Below are 19,089 nucleotides of genomic sequence, written 5' to 3'. Positions count from 1 at the left end.
TCAAATGTTAAGACCAAAAACTACATGTGTTAATTTATTACTTGAAATGTTATTAAACAACGTCACTGAACTCTGATTTTCTGTCCAGATTTAAGTGATGATTTTCCGCCATTTAATTTTTTGAGATTTGCAACAGTAGTACCGTGTCTCTTTGCAATAGAGGTCATAGTCTCACCATTTTTAACGGTGTAACTTACTTGACGTATTTTTTTTAGCTTAGATTTTGTTTTAAATACAGCCCTTTGAGCTTTAAATTTGGAAACTTTAGTTGTGCTTACAAATTTAGTTTTGCCTTTGAATTTAGCTTTAACTGGAGAGGCAAATTTAGCTTCATTTTTAACTAATATAGGTTTGTTAGATACTAACTGCCCCTTAAGATTTATATCTTCCTTAAAGTTCTCAACATTAATATTTGTTGGGATTAATAAAGTGCGGGCAATATTTTTTTGCTTAAATCCTAATCCATTAAGTTTTTTTAGTTTGGCTAACGATATCTTAAGTTTTTGAGCAATAGATTGTAAGGTTTCACCTTCGCGAGGATCATAGCCTCCCCAAGTTGCTAAATCACCTTTGTAAGAAGCTAGATTTTCTTCATAAGTTTGAATTTTATCGACTGGAAGTAGGATAAAGTCCCCTCTAGAGGCTAAAAATACAGGTTGTTTAGCGGCAGGGTTTAGCTCCTTGAATTCATCTAATGACATGCCAGCTAACTTAGCTACAACTTGTACATCCATGTCTTCCGCTACGTCAACTTTTTGGAAATATGGAGTGTTAGGAATAAAAGGAAGTCTAATGTCATATTTTTGTGGATTTGAAATTATCTCTTTGATTGCTAGAAGCTTAGGTACGTAGTTTCTAGTTTCATCTGGCATATTTAAAGATTGATAATCACCTGGTAGGCCAGCATTTTCATTTTTGATACGAGCCCTAGCCACTGCTCCTTCGCCCCAATTGTATGAGGCCAAAGCTAAATGCCAATCATTTGCTTGAAAATCATACAAATATCCAAGATAGTCCATTGCGGCTCTAGTAGAGTGAATTGGATTTAAGCGATGGTCAGTCCAGAAGTCCTGGGATAAATTGTAGTTCCGACCAGTGCTTGGAATAAACTGCCACAAACCAGCAGCTTTTGCAGATGATTTTGCTGTGGATACAAATGCACTTTCAACAAATGGAAGTAATGCTAATTCAGTAGGAAAATTGTGAGCTTCAACTTCTTCAACGATATGGTAGAGATATTTTGAAGATCTCTCAGCCATCCTTTCGATGTACTCAGGTCTATTTGTGTAATACTCAACCCATTTTTGCACTAAAGGATCACCGTCTAAATTAGGCATACCAAATCCATCGGTGATGCGATCCCAAACTGACAGATGAGATACTCTTACATCGTAATCAACTATATAAGTATTTGACTTTGAATTTGATACATTTGGTTCATTAGTAGCACAAGCACTGAGGGCTACCGTAGCACAAATAGCTAAAAGTTTAAAAAATTTCATATTCTACCTAAAATTATTCTTCCACTGCCTAAGCACATTTAAAACTTTTTGAGGTTCATCACATGATGAGCCTGAATATAATTGAGTAGCCTTAATAATCACAGGGTCACTCAATCTTAAAAACGGGTTGTATGACAATTGAGAATCCAAAGTATCAGGCACAGTAGGAAGTCCCTTAGACCTTTTAGATTCATATTTGGCAATGAGCTCTTTTAATCCAAAATTTTGTGGATCAACCTCTAAAGCCCATGCCGAATTATTTAATGTATACTCATGAGCACAAAATACAAGTGTATTCTTACTCATTTGTTTAAATATTTCAAGGCTTTGGAACATAATTTTAGAATCGCCTTCAAATAGTTTACCGCTTCCTAATAAGAATAAGGTATCACCAGTAAAAACAAAAGGGGACTGGTCATAATTATCCGTAAGTACTTTTACTTGCGAATAATATACTAAATGATCCAAAGTATGACCAGGAGTCCCAAAAACACTCACTTCTAGAAAATCAAATAATTTAATTTTGTCCCCGTGAGTAACTGGTTTGTTTACGAATGTGAGTTTAGGATTTTTGGGTCCGTATACATCAACAGGATTAGCCTGAACATGGCTAAAAAAGTCCACTATGCCTTTAACTCCACCAACATGATCGTTATGATGATGTGTAATCAGTACGGCATCCAAAACTAAATTTTGAGATTGAACAAAATCTATAACTGGTTTGGCCTCACCTGGGTCAACTACACAAACATGCCCCTCGTGTACAATCAACCAGATATAGTTGTCCTGGAATGCACGTACATAGGTTATTTTGGTCATGGGTTTAATTTTCGTAAATTCATGATTGTAAACCACTAATGTTACGAAATAATTTACTTTAAAATCTTGATTTAAAATGACTTTCGAAATTAAGGATCTTAGTAGTTGGTTAAGTACTGATGGAGCAACCCTAAAGATATGGGAGCAATCTCAACTTGAAGATTTGTTGAAAAATACTTTTGGCTATCAATCAATTCAAATTGGACTTTCAGATCATAATTATATTTCTCAAGCCAGAACACAAAATAAATTTTTTGTTGATATAGATTACATAGAAAATTTTCAAGAATCTGACTTGGTAGTTTTGCCTCATACGCTTGAATTAGTCAGCAATCCCAAAATGATTTTTCAAATAGCAACATCTTTATTATCTGTCCATGGGATTATGGTAGTCATTGGGTTTAAGACTAGTTTCCTGACTAAATTTAACAAAAAATCTAGAGGCTGCCCAGTTTCAAATGATATAAAAATTCCACAAAGTAGGATTAAAAAGTGGGCTTATGAACTTGATTTAGAGAGTAAGGGCATTCTTAAAAATAATATTCACAATATAACAGCACCAAGTTATTTTTTGGCTCTAAAGCACGCATTAGTATCGCCTGCCATGGTGGGTTCTGCATTGCCAAAGAAAAAATCAATTAAAAGTGGTTTAGCTGTATTAAATAAGGAAAAAAATAATGTCTAAAAAAATAGAAATATGGACAGATGGGGCTTGCAAAGGGAATCCTGGCGTTGGTGGTTGGGGTGCCCTTATAATTTTAGATGACGTAGAAGTTGAGCTCAAAGGTGCAGAGGAAGAAACCACAAATAACCGCATGGAACTTACAGCTGTGATTATGAGTCTGAAGTATATTGAGGACAATTTTGAAGATGTAGATGAATTAATTATTCATGTCGATTCTCAATATGTTATGAATCCATTTGTACAAAATTGGCTTGAAAACTGGCAAAAGCAAGGATGGAAGACTGCCTCAAAGACTCCTGTTAAAAACAAGGATTTGTGGCAGGAACTTATAAAATTAGTGGATAAACTCAATCCGAAGTGGAATTGGGTTAGAGGACATTGCGGAATCGCAGAAAATGAGAGGGCAGACGAGCTAGCAAATCTCGCTATAAAAAATCTAAATAATTAGATATTAAATAGAATCGCTAGCGTATATTCCAACTTCTCTTGTACCGTTAGCGTATCCAAGTGCACGGTACATGCCTGATGAGTTAAAGGGCAATGAGGCATTGCCATTGCGGTCAACAGCGATTAAACCGCCAGAGCCATCTATAGATGGAAGTTTTTTATGCACTACCTCATTGCAAGCCTCTACCAGTGATAGCCCTTTATATTGCATTAGTGCTGATATATCGTATGCAACTACAGATCTAATAAAGTGTTCTCCGTGACCAGTTGTAGATACTGCACATGTTTGATTGTTTGCATAACAGCCAGCCCCAATAATTGGAGAGTCTCCTACTCGACCAGGCATTTTGTTTGTCATGCCTCCTGTAGATGTAGCAGCGGCCAAGTTCCCATAAGAATCTAATGCAACTGCACCAACAGTCCCCATTTTTTTGGATTCATCAATTGGAGGATTTTTCTGTCCAGAATCGTGGTCTAGTAATACGTCATCTCCTCCAGCTTCAATAAGCTTTTGAAGTTGTTTAAGTCTTATATCTGTACTAAAGTAGCAATTAGGGACTGTCTCGAAACCTTGTGATTTAAGAAAGTCCTCAGCACCTTCTGATATCATCAACACATGCTTGCTTTTTTCCATCACGCATCTAGCTGCGTAGATGGGATTTTTGATATTTGTAAGTCCTGCAACTGCTCCACAATTAAGAGTCCGTCCACACATGATAGATGCATCTAATTCATGTTTGCCTTCATGAGTAAAAACGGAACCTCTACCAGCATTAAAAAGTGGATTATCTTCAAACATACTAACTGCCAATGCCACAGAATCCAAAGCAGATGCCCCTTTAGAAAGTGCATCAGCCCCAGCTTCAATGATATCTCTCAAAGAATCGCGATATTGTTTTTCAAGTTCAGATGAAATTTCATGTTTTGAAATTGCACCCGCACCTCCATGAATAGCTATAACTGGACCTTTCATGTAATTACCTCAAAACGCTAGACATCAAAGAGAATGTGTTTACCGTACGAATCAAATCTAATATTGAACTAGTTTCAAAACTTATTGTTAGCTGATCAACTCGCTTAGTACCTGGCAATATAGAAAATATATCTACCATCTCTGGCTTATGACAGGCCACTTCGCATTTATATGGTCCCGCAACTTTGAAAGGCTTAAATAAATCGCCTGATGAGCGGAATTTCTCAACCGCATTTCTAGCACCTTTAAAAATATCATAACGAGCTCGTTGCGTACTTTTAGTTTTGGCAACAAATGTGCCCATAGCCTCTTTTGTGTGCACCCATATTGCTTCAGGAAAAAAGTTTTTGTTTTCCTCTTCCAATATCTGATCGCCACTTCCGAAAATTAAAGGTACATCAACTTCTCCAGCTAACAGTCCATATAATCCAGGTTCTCCGTAAGCAACACCATTAATGCGAATTTGAGAAAATGAAAATCCATTTATAGTATGGGCGAGAATCCCATGTCCTCGAGCTTGTGAGTGATGGCCAACAAGCATTAGGGCATCAGCTCCCATCTCAACCCCAGCTACCATGCTATAAAGACGTGGTTTGCCCATAATTAGGTATATACGCTCATCAATTAAGTCTGGCAATATATTTCTAAAACTGGCATGAGAATCTGCAACTACAACTTCAGTGGCACCAGCATCAAAAGCACCACGTGCGGCCGCATTGACCTCCTCTGTAAACCAAACACGGGCACGTTCCCACTCACTTGTTCCAGTTCTACATTGTTCAGGGTCAACTACACCAGCGACACCCTCAATATCAGCACTTATTAAGATTTTCATTTTGATTCCATATCAAAAAAGCGTTCTTTAATCACGTCAAATAAATTCCTACACACATGACCATCTCGGCCATATGTCGTTTTTGAATGCCATAAAGAATTAATTATGGCTTGCTCCGTAGCTTCAGCCGCCGCATCAAATAAATAATTAATTTGCCCCTCATTTAAAGTGGCAATGCTTTTGTTCAAAACTTGATTATTTGATTGTTCAACAGAGTATGCAGTAGAAAAAGCAACGCTAATATCTCCACTACCATGTCCAAAGTTCGAACCAGTTCTAGCTAAACCTGCAGCTGCTCTTAGGCTAAGTCTTTTTAACTGCCTAGAATCAAGTGGGGCATCTGTAGCAAGCACCATAATTATCGATCCCTTATCCTCGTCCTCTGCTTTAACTTGCTCAAATTTTTCAAGTTGTATATTTAAATTCTTACTTTCTAAAAGTTCCCCCAACTCTAAACCGCCAATTCTTAAGTTGGTTAAGGCTCCAAAATTAGATAAAACTAAAGAGCCAACAATGTATGAATTAGAGCATACGGAAATTCGAGAAGCCGAACCTACTCCTCCTTTAAAGCCAAAACACTTCATCCCATGACCAGCACCGACAGCACCCTGCTCAAATGTGGATGAACAATCACTTAAGGCTTTTAAATAATGTTCTTCTTTGACAGCAAAAGACTGTATATCATTTAAATAGCCATCATTACATTCTAGTACTAAAGGATTTACTGTTGGCAATGAACGACCAATTTCGGCGTTAACTTCAATAGCAGATTTAATCTGAGCCGTGGCAATTTCAGGAACACTGAAAGTATTTGTAAGTGCAATAGGGGTCTCTAAAACTCCCAATTCCTCAAGCTGAACAAGGCCATAGCTTTTGCCAAATCCATTTATGACACTTACGGCTGCAGGAACCTTATTTGCAAATAAATCCCTTGCATCCGATGGCTTAATTACAGTTACACCGGTTCTAATGGTTTTAGAATCATCGGAGCTAATTGTGCAATGACCAACTGTAACACCTGATACATCAGAGATTAAATTTTTTGGACCGCAATTTAAATTGCCTATAACAGGAGCACTATAGCAATTTATTAAATCATCTATCCTAATCATAATTATGTTTTAAGTTTTGGATCAAGTGCATCACGTAAACCGTCACCCAAAATATTAAAAGCAAGAACTGTAAAAAATATAGCTAATGATGGAAATAAAGCCACGTGTGGTGCTAAAACCATATCCGATCTAGCTTCATTTAACATCGCTCCCCATTCAGGGGTTGGCGGTTGTGCCCCCATACCGATAAATGAAAGTGAGGCTGCAGTAATAATTGAAGTACCGATCCGCATAGTGGCATAAATCACGATAGGAGATATAGTGCCTGGCAATATATGCTTAAACAAAATGGTAAAGTCAGATGCACCAATACTTCTGGCTGCTTCAACATAAGTCATATTTTTGAGTGAAAGAGTATTGCCACGAACCAAACGAGCAAAAGTTGGTACGCTAAATACAGCAACTGCAATGATTACATTTAACATGCTTGGTCCGAGAACAGCAATAACCCCAATAGCAAGCAAAATCCCAGGAAATGCAAATAAAACATCGGATAAACGCATAACCAAGCGATCAATCCAGCCTTCATAGTAACCAGCTAAAAGCCCTAAAACCGTTCCAAATATCATACCTAAGGCAACGGAAATGAAACCAGCAGCTAAAGATATGCGAGCCCCCATAATTATTCGACTCATGATATCGCGACCAAGCGAATCGACTCCCATCCAATGCTCCCACGATGGAGGCTGATTTAGCTTATCGTAATCAAAGAAATTTTCTGGATCATATGGAACAATCCATGGAGCTAGTATGGCAATGACAACAATGAACAGAATAAATAACCCAGCTATTATGGCAGGTGTTTGTTTTTTAAATTTGCGTTTGAACTCACTCATAGGAGTTCTGATAGTTTCTTGTTTTTGTTTAATATCCATCATGCACCTACTTGTAGCGAATAGTAGGGTTAATGACCCCGTAAAGTATGTCAACTACTAAATTGATTACGATAAATTCAAAGGAAAATAAAAGTACAAGCCCTTGAATCATCGGGTAGTCGCGGGAGTTCACAGAGTCGATGAGCAAGCTACCCATACCAGGCCAGCCGAATACTGTTTCAACAACAATTGAACCTCCAAGTAAAAATCCAAATTGAAGGCCCATCATCGTAACAACTGGGATTAAAGCATTTCTCAAACTATGTTTTATCATGACAACTTTTTCACTTAACCCCTTAGCTCTTGCTGTGCGTACAAAATCTTCATTAATTACTTCAACAAACGAAGCCCTTGTAAATCGGGCTAAGACCGCTGCAACCGACAATCCTAAGGTAAGGGATGGCAATATATAGTGCTTCCAACTATCTGCACCAACTGATGGCAACCATCCAAGCCAAACAGCAAAAATTTGAATCAATAACATACCGAATGCAAATGCAGGAAAGGAAATCCCCGAAACTGCTAATGTCATAAATAATCTGTCAGGCCATGAATTTCTCCATATGGCAGATACAACTCCAATCACCAGTCCCACAATAACTGACCAAAACATACTTGTAAGAGTAAGTAGCATTGTCGGAGTAAATCTAATAGCAATTTCATCGAAAACTGGTCGCTTAGATCTAAGAGAGTGCCCTAGATCTCCATGCAACACGTTGGACATGTAATTCACAAATTGCTCCCAAAGAGGCAAATTGAGTCCCATATCCTCACGTATTAATTGTATTGTTTGAGCATCAGCATCGGGACCAGCAGCTAATACAGCAGGATCTCCTGGAAGTATGTGTACAAATAAAAATACACATACGCAGATAAGAAATAGTGTGGGAACCATCCCAATTATTCTTTTTATAAAGTATGAAAGCATATTAAAAACATCGGGGCAATGCTTTTGCTATCGCCCCTTAAGTGCTACTTATAAGGTTGATTATTTAAGATCTACTTGTTTGAAATAGAAGGAACCATCTGGCATAACATCAATACCTTCAAGATTTTTGCTCTTAGCAGATACCAGTTTACTTACATTCAAGAAAACCCAAGGAGCTTCGTTCCAAATGATTTCCTGAGCTTCAGCGTAAAGTTTCTCTTTTTCAGCTTTGTCATTAGTGCGAAGAGCCGCCTCTAGGTTTGCATCAACTTTATCGTTTTTATAGTACGAAGTGTTTGACAATACTGGTGGCCATGCATCGCCTTTAAGCAGTGGAGCTAATGCCCAGTTTGCTTCACCTGTAGAAGCAGACCAGCCGACATAATAAAGTCTTACGCCGGCATCTTCAGGTTTTTGTACCTTCTGAACTTTAGCAACTCTTTGACCAGATTCCAATGCTTCTACAGAAGCCTTTATACCAACTTGGCGAAGTTGTTGTTGAAGAAACTGTATGACTTTTACAGATGTACCATCATTGTATCCAGCCCATAAAGTTGTTTCGAATCCATTAGGGTATCCAGCTTCTTTTAAAAGCTCTTTTGCTTTTTTCGGATCGTATTCATACGATTTGAATTGCTTAGAGAATTCAACTAGTGGTGGGACAACACCAGTTGCAACATCTGCATAACCGTTCAAAGTAACTTTAATTAGGGCTTCTTTGTTAATTGCATAGTTAAGTGCTTGGCGAACCTTGATATTATCAAATGGTTTTTTTAGTACATTTATAGAAACGTAACGTTCCACAATTGATGGAGTAACAACAATATCAACTTTGCCACTTTTTTCTAGAATTTTTACTTGCTCGTAAGGTACAGGATTTGTAAAGTGAGCTTCACCTGTTTTCATAACAGCAGCTCGAGTATTGTTGTCGGTAATTACACGGAAGGTAATAGAATCTACTTTTGCGAGACTATCCTTGTTCCAGTAATTTTCGTTGCGTTTCATTTTTACTGTCTCTCCTGGCTTCCACTCAACAAATTGAAATGGACCTGTGCCAGTAGGATGGAAGTTAATATCTTTTCCGTACTGCTCAAGGGCTTTAGGAGAAATAATCATTGCAGATGGGTGTGCAAGATTATTTATAAGTGCAGAAAATGGTTCTGAAAGAATAATTTTTACTTCGTATGGATTAACAACTTCAACTGATTTTATTTTGTTGAATTGATTGTAACGAGCTAGGGCATTCGCTTTATTTAGAACACGTTCAAAATTGATTTTTACCGCTTCTGCATTAAAGTCTGTACCATCATGGAATTTCACACCCTCACGAAGTTTGAATGTGTACTCAAGACCATCTTCACTTGCCTTATATTCAGTAGCTAAAAGAGGTTTAATATTTAAATCTTTATCAAATTCAAATAGACCTTCATACCAACCTTTACCTACAGCTTGTGCTAGTGTGGAATTGGTGTTGTATGGGTCAAGTGCACTAAGGCTGTAAGGGATTGCGACTACTACATCTTTCGTAGCCATAGCTGAAGTCGAAAAAGAAAGACTGCCTAAAAGAAAGCTCATTGCCAAAGTGGTTTTAGTTAAGGATTTCATATACTCTCCTGTATTTAATTTAAGTTGGATTTGCGGAGTTTGGGCTATATACTCCAATAGAATGTTTAGCTACATAATGATTTTCAGCGATTTGAATTAATGGCTCGACTATAGGCTCATCACCAATCTTACGGATCGGGCTCGGAATTTCACCTGTCAATAATTTACGGTCAAGATGCCTACGCTCTGGGTTAGCAATAGGAACAGCTTCTATCAGTTTTTTTGTATAAGGATGTTGAGGGTTTTCAAATATCGCTTGCCTTGAGCCTATCTCAACAATTTGACCCAAATACATAACTGCAATTCTGTGCGAAATCCGCTCTACAACAGCCATATCGTGGGATATAAACAAATAAGAAATTCCAAATTCCTGCTGTAAATCCATAAGCAAATTAACGATTTGTGCTTGAATAGAAACATCCAACGCAGATACTGATTCATCAGCGATAACAATTTTAGGATTCAATGCCAGTGCTCTTGCGATACAAATTCTTTGCCTTTGTCCACCTGAAAATTCATGAGGATATCTTTGGGCCATATCACCTGAAAGCCCAACTTTTTCTAATAACCACTGAACTCTTTCATTTGCTTGCTTTCCGCTAGCAACTTTGTGTATGAGCAATGGCTCCATAATTGAAAATCCCACCGTTTGCCGTGGATCCAATGAAGCATATGGATCTTGGAAAATGAATTGAATATCGCGACGAATCTTTTGCATCTCATTTTTTGAAAGAGAATTGACGTCTTGTCCTTTAAAAAGAATTTGACCGCCTTGAGATTGAATTAATCTTAGAAGAGAGCGACCTGTCGTGGATTTTCCGCACCCAGACTCGCCTACAATTGCAAGAGTTTCCTGTTCATAGAGTGAAAAATTAACTTTCTCCACCGCATGAACACGCTTTTTATTCAATCCTAAAAATCCACTATGTATATCAAAATATGTCTTAAGATTTTTAACTTCCAAAATAGGAGGTTTATTGTATAGAGGTTGAAGTGGCTCAGGATTTAAATTCGATTCCGTAGGTTGATTTTCATCCATTACTAGTAAATCGAACCTTTCAGGAAGTGCTTTTCCAGACATAGAACCAAGTTTTGGAACAGCAGAAAGAAGAGCTTTCGTATAAGCATGTTGAGGGTTATTAAATATTTCTGTGGCAATGTTTTCTTCCACTTTTTCACCTTTGTACATAACCAATACACGGTCAGCAACTTCAGCTACAACACCCATATCATGAGTGATAAAGATAACCGCCATCTGCATCTCTTTTTGTAGTTCACGGATTAGTTGCAGAATTTGAGCCTGAATAGTTACATCAAGGGCAGTTGTTGGTTCGTCAGCAATGAGTAATGAAGGCTTGCAGGCGAGTCCCATTGCTATCATTACTCTTTGTCGCATGCCACCTGAAAGTTGGTGCGGATATCTTTTGATTACACTTTTAGCTTCAGGAATTCTTACTTGATCCAGCATGCGTAGGGCTTCTGCCATAGCGTCTGAATTTGAAAGCCCTTGATGTAGTCTTATAGATTCTGCAATTTGCTCACCTACAGTAAAAACTGGATTTAATGATGTCATAGGCTCCTGAAAAATCATAGCCATATCTGCACCGCGAATTTTTCGTAAATCTCTAGAAGAAAGCTTTACAAGATCAACGCGAGGTTTTTTATTTGCAGTGAACAACATCTGTCCAGAAGTAATAATTCCCCCACCATTTTCTACTAATCGCATAATAGAAAGTGATGTTACGGATTTTCCAGAGCCAGATTCACCAACAATTGCTAAAGTTTGACCCTTACTAATAGAAAAAGATAAATTTTTAACAGCGTGAACCGTATGTTCACTACTCACAAAATCAACACTTAAATTATTTACTTCTAAAACTGCAGACTCTGATTTTTGTGAATTAATGCTCATTTAATTTTGTTGTTTTAAAGAAAATTTATTTTGAATTTATATTTTACAGAGTTAGTTAAAGTGTTCAAGTTTGTAAATGTATTAAAAAGAATAAAACCGTGTGTACGTAGTTTTCCTAATGGATAAAAGCATGCACACCACCTACTCAAAATTTGTGTCGATTCTTAGAATCAAAACTGATTTTTTTATAAGGAGTCGATATGAAATCTTTTAAATTTAAAACCACATTTGTATTAACACTTTTAGCAATAACACCTCAAATTACCCAAGCTCATATTATGGGCACAAATCTCGCAAATCCTCTTGGGCGATGGAAAGATAAATCTAATGAAGCTACCCCAATTTTCTATAACTGCACTCCTGAGGATGTGAGCACAAAAAGAAAAAAACCAAATTTCACATCATGCCATAGAGCAATTGTTTATGAAGTTGCTGAAGGTGGACATCAGAATGCACTAACTGATAGTGTAATTGTGTTTGAGAAATTAAATACAACTACTTTAGCTGCAGATGGCACATCGAATGATAATTCTTCAAATATACAAGCATTGACTGAAAAGGTTGATACACATGAAGATAAAATTGCCAAATTAATTTCTAATATTGAAACTAATTCAAATTCCATTGATGAGTTTAAGAAGCAAATAAAAATTGCTAATAAATCAGCTGGAGAGATAGATTCAATCAAAAATAAGGTAGATGGCATTTCTACCTCAATCAAAGAAATCGGAAAGAATCTAAAAGAATCTAAAACAGCAGTTTCTAAGATTGATACCAAGGTTGAGAAAAATAAAGATGCCATAAAAGGTGTTAACTTTGAAATAGATAAAAATAAAGAAAAAATCTCAGGTATAAAAGGTGAGCTAGCAAAAAACACAACTGCAGTTGAAAAAATTGGGGCTAAAGTTGATAAAGCCGTTTCTGATGTAAAAGGTCTTGGCGTAAAAGTTGCTACAAATACTAAGGCTTTGAAGGCTACTGACTTAAAAGTAGAAAAAAATACACAGGCTATATCCGCAAACAAAATTCTTAGCGAAAACAATAAAAAAGGCATAGATGCCAACAAAAAAGCAATCGCAATCAATCGTTCTGATATTGCCAAAAATAAAGAGGGCATTAGTTCAAACAAAGCTTCAATCGATGCCACATCTGATAAGTTAGGAGAATTGATTGAGAGCCTAAAATCCCCAACATTTGAGCAGAAAGTAACTGCAAATGGCGGGCTAACTGTTTCTAAAGAATTTAAAGTTTCTTCTAGTTCAGAAGTTAGTATGGGTGGCAATAGAGTGAAAGACCTTGCTGATGCAGTTGATAATACTGATGCAGTTAATTTGGGTCAATTAAAAGCTGAATCAGATCGTATTTATTCAACTTTGGATAAAAGGTTAAAAGAATCCAACAAAATCCTTGGTGAAGAATTGGATAATTTAAAGAAACAATCTAGGGCAGGGACTGCTTCTGCAATGGCAATAGCCTCTCTTCCACAAGCTTGGACTCCTGACCAAGTTGGACTGGGTCTTGGCGTTGCAACTTACAGAGGTGGGTTTGGATATGCGGTCGGTGTATCAGCTATGTCAGGAGATGAGGCTTGGGTTGGAAAAGCGTCTATTTCTGGTGATTCAAAAGGAGGGTTCGGAGGAAGCCTAGGAATGATGTTTAGTTTTTAAAGCAAAAGCCCACGTCTAGGACGTGGGCTTGATATATGGCGGAGCGGACGGGGCTCGAACCCGCGACCCCCGGCGTGACAGGCCGGTATTCTAACCAACTGAACTACCGCTCCAGGTAGTGGCGTCCCCTAGGGGATTCGAACCCCTGTACCCACCGTGAAAGGGTGGTGTCCTAGGCCTCTAGACGAAGGGGACCAAGAACTAAAGATAGTTATAATACCACTTTTCAATTAGGCTTGTAAAGAATTTGACTTAATTATTTTTCGTTTGTCGTTTTTCGGTAAAGCAAACCAATAAGCAATATTCCTAATACTAGGACTAATATTCCCCAGTCACTAATGCGTGCATAAAGAGTTAAGCCAGTTCTGCCTTGCACAAGAACATCCAGGACACCTGTGGTCTCGTAAGGTAGCGAGGCTAAAACTTTACCTTCGTGACTGATATGTGCTGTTGCTCCTGTATTTGTGGCCCTAACTATAGGTCTTGATGTTTCACGAGCTCTAACTTTAGACATTTCTAAATGTTGTCCGAGTGCTGAACTATTGCCAAACCACATAAGGTTTGATGCGTTATATAAAATCGTAGCTCCTGGGTTGCCTTCATGACTGAACAAGGAAGGAAGCAATTCACTTCCAAATATGTCTTCATAGCAAATATTCGGGGCTACATATTGTCCATTTATTGAAAAATTATTTTGCCTATCAGAGCCTGATTTGAAATCAATAAATGGCAGGCCGATCAAATTCACAAACCAACGAACATAACTAGGAACCATCTCTCCAAACGGCACTAAATGTTTTTTATCGTATTTAATTAGATTGTTATGCACACTTGTATCATAAAGTGAATTGACATCTGTATCTTTATTTATTAGTAAAAGTGTATTGTGTAAATCGTAGGGGTAATCTAATTGGTTTTCAGTGGTTTGGCTGTCGGTCTCGTGGTTAATTCCTAGAATAAATTGTGCTTCATTTTGATGGGCTAAAGTTAAAATTCTGGTCCAGAAACTTAAAGGGATTGATCTTTGTGTTGATGGCAATATAGTCTCTGAAAATAGTACCAACTCAGGAGGTTGATTGCTGTCTCCTGCAGGAAGCATTGCCAACTCTATATTGCGATCTAAAATTGTATTTAATTTTAAAGGGTTGTATTTAAGATCTTGAACAATATTGCTCTGAACAAGGCGAATTGAAGTTAGCCCCCCATAGGGTTTAGACCAATCTATAGATTTTAAACCTATGCACGAAACCAAAATTGCAATAATTCCAAATTGAGCAAATCGTACTTCTTTACGTATATTTTTTCTTAGGACCCAAAGTGAAACAAACCCCGAAAGCAAAGTGGCCATAAAAGTCATACCATATGACCCTAAAACAGGAGCCCATGCACCTATAGGGCTTTGTGCGTGGGCATAGGCCAAGTTAAGCCAAGGAAATCCAGTTAGAAGATAACCTCTTAAAAGTTCAGCAGCTGTCCATGAGGCTGAGAAAATAATGGGTGCTTTGAAACCGACAAAATTTAACCCTTGAACTTTACGGAAAATAAAAATAGCTAAAACAGGAAATAATGCCAAAAATGCCGCAAATGCTAAAACAATAGACCATGAGATAATTGGATGAATATATCCAAATCCATGAACGCTGTTATAAATCCAATAAAGCCCAAAGGCAAAATGAGCTAACCCAAAAGTAAATGCCTTAAGGTAAGTCTTCGAAGTGCCATAAAAAATTAGAATCGTAGCTATAGTGAAAGTTATGAGTTGCAATGGGGCTAATGCAAATTCAGGAATTATGCCAGCTGAAAAACTTTGAGCATGAAGTGCTCCAAGAAAAAATAAAATTAAAAATTTCATGAGTTTTCTAATACATCGGAATCAGATTCGTGCAATATAGGAACTCGACGTACGTGAATCCATAAGGCTTGTTTTTCATCCGCCTTAAGAACTTTGAATTTCAGGTCTTTATACTGATAAATATCATTACGTTTAGGGATTTCATCTAGCTCGGATGCAAGTAATCCTCCAAGAGTTTCGTAATTGTCATCTGGAAGATCACAACCTAAGATCTCATTTAAGTGCTTAATTTCACTTGTACCCTTTACGCGCCAACTGTGATCGGTCTCAGCGAAAATTGTTTGTTCAACTTCCTCATCGAATTCATCCTCAATATCACCGACAATTTGCTCTAATACGTCCTCCATAGTGACCAAACCTGTAATACTTCCATATTCATCAACTACTATGGCAATATGATTGCGTGTAGACTTAAATTCTTGAAGGAGTTTACCTAGCAAAATCGTCTCTGGGACAAATAGAGCAGGTCTTATAAGTCCACGTATAACTTGATTTTTAGTATTAAAGTATCTAAGTAGATCCTTAGCTAAAAGTATGCCGATAATATTATCTCTATCTCCATCGAATACAGGAAATCTAGAATGAGAAGTTTCATTTATATATCTCACAATATCAGGGAGAGGACGATTTATATCTATGACATCCATTTTTGACCTAGATACCATAATATCGTTAGCCATCATTTCTGAAAATGAAATAGATCCTATCATCATCTTAAGCGTGTGATCATCGATAATTGCCCGCTTATTTGCTAGATTAAGGATTTCGTGAATATCTTCTCTATCTTCTGGTTCATGCTGAAGACTAAATAGACCTTTGAATTTTTGAATTATGCGCCTACCGAAAGAGCGGTGGATTTGATTTTGATTTCGCAAACGCGACGGATATGGTTCAGTTGACATCTCTTTGACGTCGAGTTAAAGGAAATCTTAGAATAACCCAAAATGAATGATATTTGGGAAAAAACGCAAAAAATTGAATCTAAATATAAGGATGTGGAAATCCAAAGGATTGTACGATTTCAGCCTCTAAGCTTTCCATTTCTATTGCTGACTCTTCATCCATATGATCAAATCCACAAGCATGAAGTACACCATGTACTACTAAATGGCAGGCGTGTTGTTTAATACTTTTACCTTGATCTAACGCCTCTTTTAAAAGAATATCTTTGCATATGATAATGTCAGCCCTCAAAACATCAAGTGCATCTACACCATAATCGAAGGTTAGTATGTTAGGGACATATTCTTTTTTTCTATAAACGGAATTTAAATTGCGAGCTTCCTCAGGTCCTACAAAACGAAGATTTAATTCTGCAGAATCAAATTCAACAAATTCATGAGCTCTTTTAACAGCTGCTAAAGCCCATGTTCTAAGGGTTTGTCTTGGAAGTTCTTCAAAAGGTTCTACATATTGAACAGTGAGTTTAAGCATTTTATTTATCAGATTTGTACTTCTCGTGGTAGGCATAAGCTTCCACAATACGTGCAACTAAATGGTGACGAACAACATCTCTACTAGAGAAATGTGTAAATGTAATGCCTTCAACTTTTTTAAGAACACCCAAAGCATGAGTAAGTCCGCTTCTTTGACCTCTCTGAAGGTCAACTTGACTGGGATCTCCAGTAATAACGGCTTTACTACCAAATCCTATACGTGTGAGGAACATCTTCATCTGCTCTGGCAATGTATTCTGTGCTTCATCCAAAATCACAAATGCTCTATTTAGTGTTCTACCTCGCATATATGCTAGTGGAGCAATTTCTATAATTTGTTTTTCAAAAAGTTTTTGTACTTTATCAAAGCCCATTAAATCGTAAAGGGCATCATAAAGCGGTCTAAGGTAGGGGTCAACTTTGCTAGTGAGATCGCCAGGTAAAAATCCAAGTCTTTCTCCAGCCTCAACAGCAGGTCTAGTTAAAATGATTCTCTCAACCTGATCTCTTTCTAATGCATCCACTGCACAGGCAACGGCTAGCCAAGTCTTGCCCGTACCAGCAGGACCGACACCAAAACTTATATCGTTATGAAGAATTTTGTGGATATACTCTTTTTGTCTGGGGGTTCTAGGCTTAAGATCTTTTTTTCTAGTTCTTAAGAAATAAAGTTCATTTTCATCTGTGATAGAAAGTTCGGTAGAAGTATCTTCAATTTCTTCATCATAGTAATTAGAGAAATTGCTATCACTAACAGGAATATTTGGATTGGAATTAATTTCTTCTACCAATCCGAGTTGAACCTCTTCTAAATCTAGAGGTTTATGTCGTGCAAATCTAAAGAATTTTTCGATAACCTTTTTGCATTCATCGGCAAATTCACCCGTAACTGTGACTTTATTACCCGTGCGGGAAACCTTAACATTAAATGCCGATCCAATTTGCATTAAATTTTCATCTAGGGGACCCATAAAATTTGCTAAATGGGTATTGTCGCCCTCTAGAGTAATATTAATGCTTTTAGCCATGATTTAAACCAACTCCCCTCTGAGTGAATTAGTATAAACCTCAGTAATTCTGACAGGTACCATTTGACCTATTAAATTTTCGCTACCCTTAAAGTTAACAATACGATTATTTTCGGTTCTGCCCATCAGTTCATTAGAATCTCTTTTAGAAAATCCTTCAACTAGAATAATTTGTTCTGTGCCTAACATTTTTTCGCTAAATTCTTTAGCTTGTTTGTTAACTAGGGCTTGAAGCCTTTGAAGCCTATCAAGTTTTACTTCATATGGAGTATCATCAGGAAGATCAGCAGCTGGAGTTCCAGGTCTTCTAGAGTATATAAATGAAAATGAAGTGTCTATGTTTAAATCTTTAATAAGTTTAAGCGTCGCCTCAAAATCATCTTCCGTCTCTCCTGGAAAACCAACAATGAAATCAGAAGAAAGAGTAAGACCTGGTCGGGCTTTATAAAGACTTCTAACAACTGATTTATATTCCAATGATGTATAGCCACGCTTCATGGCTGCTAAAACTCTATCGCTTCCAGCTTGTACAGGCAAATGCAAAAAGGGAACTAGTTTAGGTAGTTTTGCGTGAGCTTCAATTAGCCTTTTTGTCATTTCCTTAGGATGTGAAGTTATATAACGAATCCTCTCCACACCAGGTATATCATGTATTAACTCAAGCAACATGGCAAAGTCTGCAATTTCTCCATCCTCGCCAACAGTGCCTCTATATGCATTTACGTTTTGCCCTAAAAGATTAATTTCTTTTACACCTTGGTCAGCTAAATCTGCAACTTCAATCAATACATCCTCTAGAGGTCTAGATATTTCTTCTCCACGAGTGTATGGGACCACACAATATGAACAATATTTGCTACAACCCTCCATTATGGAGACAAATGCAGTTGGCCCATTAATTCTAGCTGGAGGAAGATGATCAAATTTTTCAATTTCTGGAAACGATACGTCAACTTGAGCTCGTCCAGAAGATTCCTTTTGTTCAATTAATTCTGGCAAACGATGTAAAGTTTGCGGACCAAAAATAATATCTACGTACGGGGCTCTTTGAAGTATGGTTGCTCCTTCTTGGCTAGCAACGCATCCGCCTACACCTATAAGTAGTTCAGGCTTTTTCTTTTTAAGAAGATTTATCCGACCTAAATCTGAGAAAACCTTTTCTTGTGATTTTTCCCTAATTGAGCAAGTGTTAAGCAATATAACATCAGCATCTTCGGGATTATCTGTGAGTTCTAATCCTTTTTCTGCATGAAGCACATCAGCCATTTTCTCAGAGTCATACTCATTCATCTGGCAGCCAAAAGTTTTGATATATAACTTTTTAGCACCAGCAGGAAAATGTATCGGCTTCTCATCAATGAATTGAGAAGCCGACTGATTATCAGGCTTTCTTTTAAGACTAACTTCTTGCAT

17 protein-coding genes and 2 tRNA genes are annotated in these 19,089 nt (G+C 37.4%); 3 read left to right on the top strand and 16 right to left on the bottom strand.

Annotated features, from left to right (window positions below):
* Positions 1 to 62: 62 nt before the first annotated feature.
* A complete protein-coding gene (locus tag KUI_RS06840) occupies positions 63 to 1,502 on the bottom strand; it encodes a transglycosylase SLT domain-containing protein (protein ID WP_014840596.1) in 1,440 nt (479 codons plus the stop codon).
* Between the two features lie 3 nt (positions 1,503 to 1,505).
* Positions 1,506 to 2,321: a hydroxyacylglutathione hydrolase gene (gene gloB, locus KUI_RS06835; protein ID WP_014840595.1), complete on the bottom strand. Its 816-nt coding sequence runs from the start codon at positions 2,319 to 2,321 to the stop codon at positions 1,506 to 1,508.
* Positions 2,322 to 2,397: 76 nt separating this feature from the next.
* Between gloB and KUI_RS06830 the strand changes: the two genes are divergently transcribed.
* Positions 2,398 to 3,006, top strand: a complete 609-nt coding sequence (locus KUI_RS06830) for a hypothetical protein (RefSeq protein WP_013521564.1) — start codon at positions 2,398 to 2,400, stop codon at positions 3,004 to 3,006.
* Positions 2,999 to 3,454: a ribonuclease HI gene (rnhA, locus tag KUI_RS06825; protein ID WP_014840594.1), complete on the top strand. Its 456-nt coding sequence runs from the start codon at positions 2,999 to 3,001 to the stop codon at positions 3,452 to 3,454. The genes KUI_RS06830 and rnhA overlap by 8 nt, the downstream gene beginning before the upstream one ends.
* Positions 3,455 to 3,457: 3 nt before the next feature.
* On the opposite strand, the gene KUI_RS06820 is transcribed toward rnhA, so the two are convergent.
* The 7 genes from KUI_RS06820 to KUI_RS06790 are packed head-to-tail and all read right to left on the bottom strand — an operon-like array spanning position 3,458 to position 11,693.
* Positions 3,458 to 4,426, bottom strand: a complete 969-nt coding sequence (locus KUI_RS06820) for an isoaspartyl peptidase/L-asparaginase family protein (protein ID WP_014840593.1) — start codon at positions 4,424 to 4,426, stop codon at positions 3,458 to 3,460.
* Between the two features lie 4 nt (positions 4,427 to 4,430).
* Positions 4,431 to 5,261 (bottom strand): M55 family metallopeptidase, encoded by an 831-nt coding sequence (locus KUI_RS06815; protein ID WP_013521561.1) that lies wholly within the window; start codon positions 5,259 to 5,261, stop codon positions 4,431 to 4,433.
* Entirely contained in the window at positions 5,258 to 6,373 is a 1,116-nt protein-coding gene (locus KUI_RS06810) for a DmpA family aminopeptidase (RefSeq protein ID WP_013521560.1), read from the bottom strand. Before KUI_RS06810 ends, KUI_RS06815 begins: the two co-directional genes overlap by 4 nt.
* 2 nt (positions 6,374 to 6,375) lie before the next feature.
* Entirely contained in the window at positions 6,376 to 7,251 is an 876-nt protein-coding gene (gene gsiD / locus KUI_RS06805; protein ID WP_014840592.1) for a glutathione ABC transporter permease GsiD, read from the bottom strand.
* 4 nt (positions 7,252 to 7,255) lie between these two features.
* Positions 7,256 to 8,176 carry a glutathione ABC transporter permease GsiC gene (gene gsiC, locus KUI_RS06800; protein ID WP_014840591.1) on the bottom strand — a complete coding sequence of 307 codons (921 nt, stop codon included), beginning with the start codon at positions 8,174 to 8,176 and terminating at the stop codon, positions 7,256 to 7,258.
* A gap of 60 nt (positions 8,177 to 8,236) precedes the next feature.
* Positions 8,237 to 9,781: a glutathione ABC transporter substrate-binding protein GsiB gene (gsiB, locus tag KUI_RS06795; RefSeq protein ID WP_014840590.1), complete on the bottom strand. Its 1,545-nt coding sequence runs from the start codon at positions 9,779 to 9,781 to the stop codon at positions 8,237 to 8,239.
* A 19-nt stretch (positions 9,782 to 9,800) separates the two neighbouring features.
* On the bottom strand, positions 9,801 to 11,693 hold the full coding sequence (locus KUI_RS06790) for a dipeptide ABC transporter ATP-binding protein (protein ID WP_014840589.1): 1,893 nt from the start codon (positions 11,691 to 11,693) through the stop codon (positions 9,801 to 9,803).
* A 200-nt stretch (positions 11,694 to 11,893) separates the two neighbouring features.
* On the opposite strand from KUI_RS06790, the gene KUI_RS06785 reads away from it, so the two are divergent.
* Positions 11,894 to 13,360 (top strand): YadA-like family protein, encoded by a 1,467-nt coding sequence (locus KUI_RS06785; protein WP_014840588.1) that lies wholly within the window; start codon positions 11,894 to 11,896, stop codon positions 13,358 to 13,360.
* Positions 13,361 to 13,396: 36 nt separating this feature from the next.
* On the opposite strand, the gene KUI_RS06780 is transcribed toward KUI_RS06785, so the two are convergent.
* The 7 genes from KUI_RS06780 to miaB form a co-directional block, all read right to left on the bottom strand.
* Positions 13,397 to 13,473 (bottom strand) — tRNA-Asp (locus KUI_RS06780).
* 6 nt (positions 13,474 to 13,479) lie between these two features.
* Positions 13,480 to 13,555 (bottom strand) — tRNA-Glu (locus KUI_RS06775).
* Positions 13,556 to 13,616: 61 nt separating this feature from the next.
* Positions 13,617 to 15,212: an apolipoprotein N-acyltransferase gene (gene lnt / locus KUI_RS06770; protein WP_013521554.1), complete on the bottom strand. Its 1,596-nt coding sequence runs from the start codon at positions 15,210 to 15,212 to the stop codon at positions 13,617 to 13,619.
* The gene (locus KUI_RS06765) at positions 15,209 to 16,114 is read right to left on the bottom strand and encodes an HlyC/CorC family transporter (protein ID WP_013521553.1); all 906 of its coding nucleotides are present in this window, start codon (positions 16,112 to 16,114) and stop codon (positions 15,209 to 15,211) included. The genes lnt and KUI_RS06765 overlap by 4 nt, the downstream gene beginning before the upstream one ends.
* 79 nt (positions 16,115 to 16,193) lie before the next feature.
* Positions 16,194 to 16,646: an rRNA maturation RNase YbeY gene (gene ybeY / locus KUI_RS06760; protein WP_014840587.1), complete on the bottom strand. Its 453-nt coding sequence runs from the start codon at positions 16,644 to 16,646 to the stop codon at positions 16,194 to 16,196.
* Position 16,647: 1 nt separating this feature from the next.
* On the bottom strand, positions 16,648 to 17,676 hold the full coding sequence (locus KUI_RS06755) for a PhoH family protein (protein ID WP_013521551.1): 1,029 nt from the start codon (positions 17,674 to 17,676) through the stop codon (positions 16,648 to 16,650).
* Positions 17,677 to 17,679: 3 nt separating this feature from the next.
* Positions 17,680 to 19,089 (bottom strand): tRNA (N6-isopentenyl adenosine(37)-C2)-methylthiotransferase MiaB, encoded by a 1,410-nt coding sequence (gene miaB / locus KUI_RS06750; protein ID WP_014840586.1) that lies wholly within the window; start codon positions 19,087 to 19,089, stop codon positions 17,680 to 17,682.

The sequence above is a fragment of the Taylorella equigenitalis ATCC 35865 genome, assembly GCF_000276685.1.
GTDB classification, from domain to species: Bacteria; Pseudomonadota; Gammaproteobacteria; order Burkholderiales; family Burkholderiaceae_B; genus Taylorella; species Taylorella equigenitalis.
Note: the sequence above shows the minus strand (reverse complement) of the source record. Positions and strands in the feature narration are given on the sequence as shown.

What these genes read in the sequence shown, in the direction of transcription:
- miaB (WP_014840586.1), bottom strand. Translation starts at nt 19,089, where the DNA reads ATGCAAGAAGTTAGTCTTAAAAGAAAGCCTGATAATCAGTCGGCTTCT.
- KUI_RS06785 (WP_014840588.1), top strand. Translation starts at nt 11,894, where the DNA reads ATGAAATCTTTTAAATTTAAAACCACATTTGTATTAACACTTTTAGCA.
- gsiB (WP_014840590.1), bottom strand. Translation starts at nt 9,781, where the DNA reads ATGAAATCCTTAACTAAAACCACTTTGGCAATGAGCTTTCTTTTAGGC.
- KUI_RS06765 (WP_013521553.1), bottom strand. Translation starts at nt 16,114, where the DNA reads ATGTCAACTGAACCATATCCGTCGCGTTTGCGAAATCAAAATCAAATC.
- KUI_RS06830 (WP_013521564.1), top strand. Translation starts at nt 2,398, where the DNA reads ATGACTTTCGAAATTAAGGATCTTAGTAGTTGGTTAAGTACTGATGGA.
- gsiD (WP_014840592.1), bottom strand. Translation starts at nt 7,251, where the DNA reads ATGATGGATATTAAACAAAAACAAGAAACTATCAGAACTCCTATGAGT.
- gloB (WP_014840595.1), bottom strand. Translation starts at nt 2,321, where the DNA reads ATGACCAAAATAACCTATGTACGTGCATTCCAGGACAACTATATCTGG.
- ybeY (WP_014840587.1), bottom strand. Translation starts at nt 16,646, where the DNA reads ATGCTTAAACTCACTGTTCAATATGTAGAACCTTTTGAAGAACTTCCA.
- KUI_RS06810 (WP_013521560.1), bottom strand. Translation starts at nt 6,373, where the DNA reads ATGATTAGGATAGATGATTTAATAAATTGCTATAGTGCTCCTGTTATA.
- gsiC (WP_014840591.1), bottom strand. Translation starts at nt 8,176, where the DNA reads ATGCTTTCATACTTTATAAAAAGAATAATTGGGATGGTTCCCACACTA.
- KUI_RS06815 (WP_013521561.1), bottom strand. Translation starts at nt 5,261, where the DNA reads ATGAAAATCTTAATAAGTGCTGATATTGAGGGTGTCGCTGGTGTAGTT.
- KUI_RS06820 (WP_014840593.1), bottom strand. Translation starts at nt 4,426, where the DNA reads ATGAAAGGTCCAGTTATAGCTATTCATGGAGGTGCGGGTGCAATTTCA.
- KUI_RS06840 (WP_014840596.1), bottom strand. Translation starts at nt 1,502, where the DNA reads ATGAAATTTTTTAAACTTTTAGCTATTTGTGCTACGGTAGCCCTCAGT.
- KUI_RS06790 (WP_014840589.1), bottom strand. Translation starts at nt 11,693, where the DNA reads ATGAGCATTAATTCACAAAAATCAGAGTCTGCAGTTTTAGAAGTAAAT.
- rnhA (WP_014840594.1), top strand. Translation starts at nt 2,999, where the DNA reads ATGTCTAAAAAAATAGAAATATGGACAGATGGGGCTTGCAAAGGGAAT.
- lnt (WP_013521554.1), bottom strand. Translation starts at nt 15,212, where the DNA reads ATGAAATTTTTAATTTTATTTTTTCTTGGAGCACTTCATGCTCAAAGT.
- KUI_RS06755 (WP_013521551.1), bottom strand. Translation starts at nt 17,676, where the DNA reads ATGGCTAAAAGCATTAATATTACTCTAGAGGGCGACAATACCCATTTA.